We start from the raw sequence: 1411 nt of genomic DNA, 5'->3' as shown, positions 1-1411 counted from the left end.
GGTTGGGCGCAGAGCAAGAATCCTCGGCAGTCTTTTTTAATAAGCCGATGGAATTTTCGGAGCGTTTCGCCAAAGAAATTCGCTTGTTTGGCAGTTTGTTCGTGTTGATGCTGGTGGCCATTTTGCTACTGAGCTACTACTTGCAACGCATTCGTCGCAGCGAGACAGCTGCTCGTGAAAGCCAGGCGATTTTAGAGTCCATTTTTGACCAAAGTACGCAGTACATGGGGATTTTGGATAAACATGGTTTGCTTAAATCTGGCAACGATCGTCTGCAATCTTTGCTCTATCATCAGGAATTACGCTTAGATAAGCCACTTTGGTTACATCAAAACTGGAGTGAGCAAGCACGCCACGCGATCGCCGATTATTTTGACGCACCGCAGCAACAAGTTTCGACATTTGAAGCCGAAATCTGGAGCAAAGAGCACGGCTCTATGGTGCTCGAAATTTCCTTAAAGCCATTTTCCCAGCAGGTGGGCAAACAAAAGCAGTATCTGTTTGAGGCGCGTGATATCACCAGCCGTAAGTTGATGGAAGATAAGCTCTATCAGCGTGAGTCGAGCTTGCGTAATTACTACGAGCAGCAGCCCGTGATGATGGTGACGCTCGACAGTCACAACCGCATCCAAGAAGTGAACCGATTCGCGCAACTGTTATTGGGCTACGAGCCGATTGAGATGCTCGGCCATCGTCTGCGAGAATTCTATCTTGATGACAAAGCGCTGTTCCCACGTCAGGTGTTGTTGCAACCGAGTCATCAAGTTCATGATGTGTGGCGACGTGAAATCGAGTATCGCCATGCTGACGGGCACAGTGTTTGGGTACGCGAAAACATTCGACCGCTCAACGATTCCGATCAGTTGCTGATTGTGGGTGAAGACATTTCAGAGACCAAACTTTTGGCTGAGAAGTTAGAGTATCAGGCGCGTTATGACTTATTGACGGGGACATACAACCGCAACCACTTTGAGTTGGAGTTGAAAACCGCGCTGCGTGAAGTGGATAGCCACCGCCGAGTGCATGCGATGTTATACCTCGATCTCGACCAGTTGAAAGTGCTTAATGACACCGTTGGGCACGATGCGGGCGATGCCGCGATTCAATTTTGCGCCAGCATGTTGGAAGAGGTGCTGCCATACAATTCCGTGCTTGCGCGAATGGGCGGCGATGAATTCGCGGTGCTACTGAAAGATTGCGACGAGTATGGCGCGATCAATATTGCGAAGGTGATTATCTCCACATTGGGTGAGCACCTGTTTATCTGGGAAGACACACGCTTATTCATCAGTTGCTCGGTCGGCATTCGTATCATCGACCACACGGCAGAAACGCCGCAAATGGTGCACGCGCAAGCGGATTCGGCGTGCCATGCGGCGAAAGAGCAGGGGCGTAACCGTTACAATCTATT

1 protein-coding gene is annotated in these 1411 nt (G+C 49.9%); it reads left to right on the top strand.

The genetic code is table 11. The features are described 5' to 3' along the window. The coding region (locus R7Z49_RS23275) for a diguanylate cyclase domain-containing protein (protein WP_318112102.1) at positions 1-1411 on the top strand (1411 nt) is incomplete at both ends.

Source organism: Vibrio sp. 1562 (genome assembly GCF_033340155.1).
Lineage (GTDB): Bacteria > Pseudomonadota > Gammaproteobacteria > Enterobacterales > Vibrionaceae > Vibrio > Vibrio alginolyticus.
The sequence above is the reverse complement of the archived record's forward strand: the minus strand, read 5'-3'. Positions and strand labels throughout refer to the sequence as shown.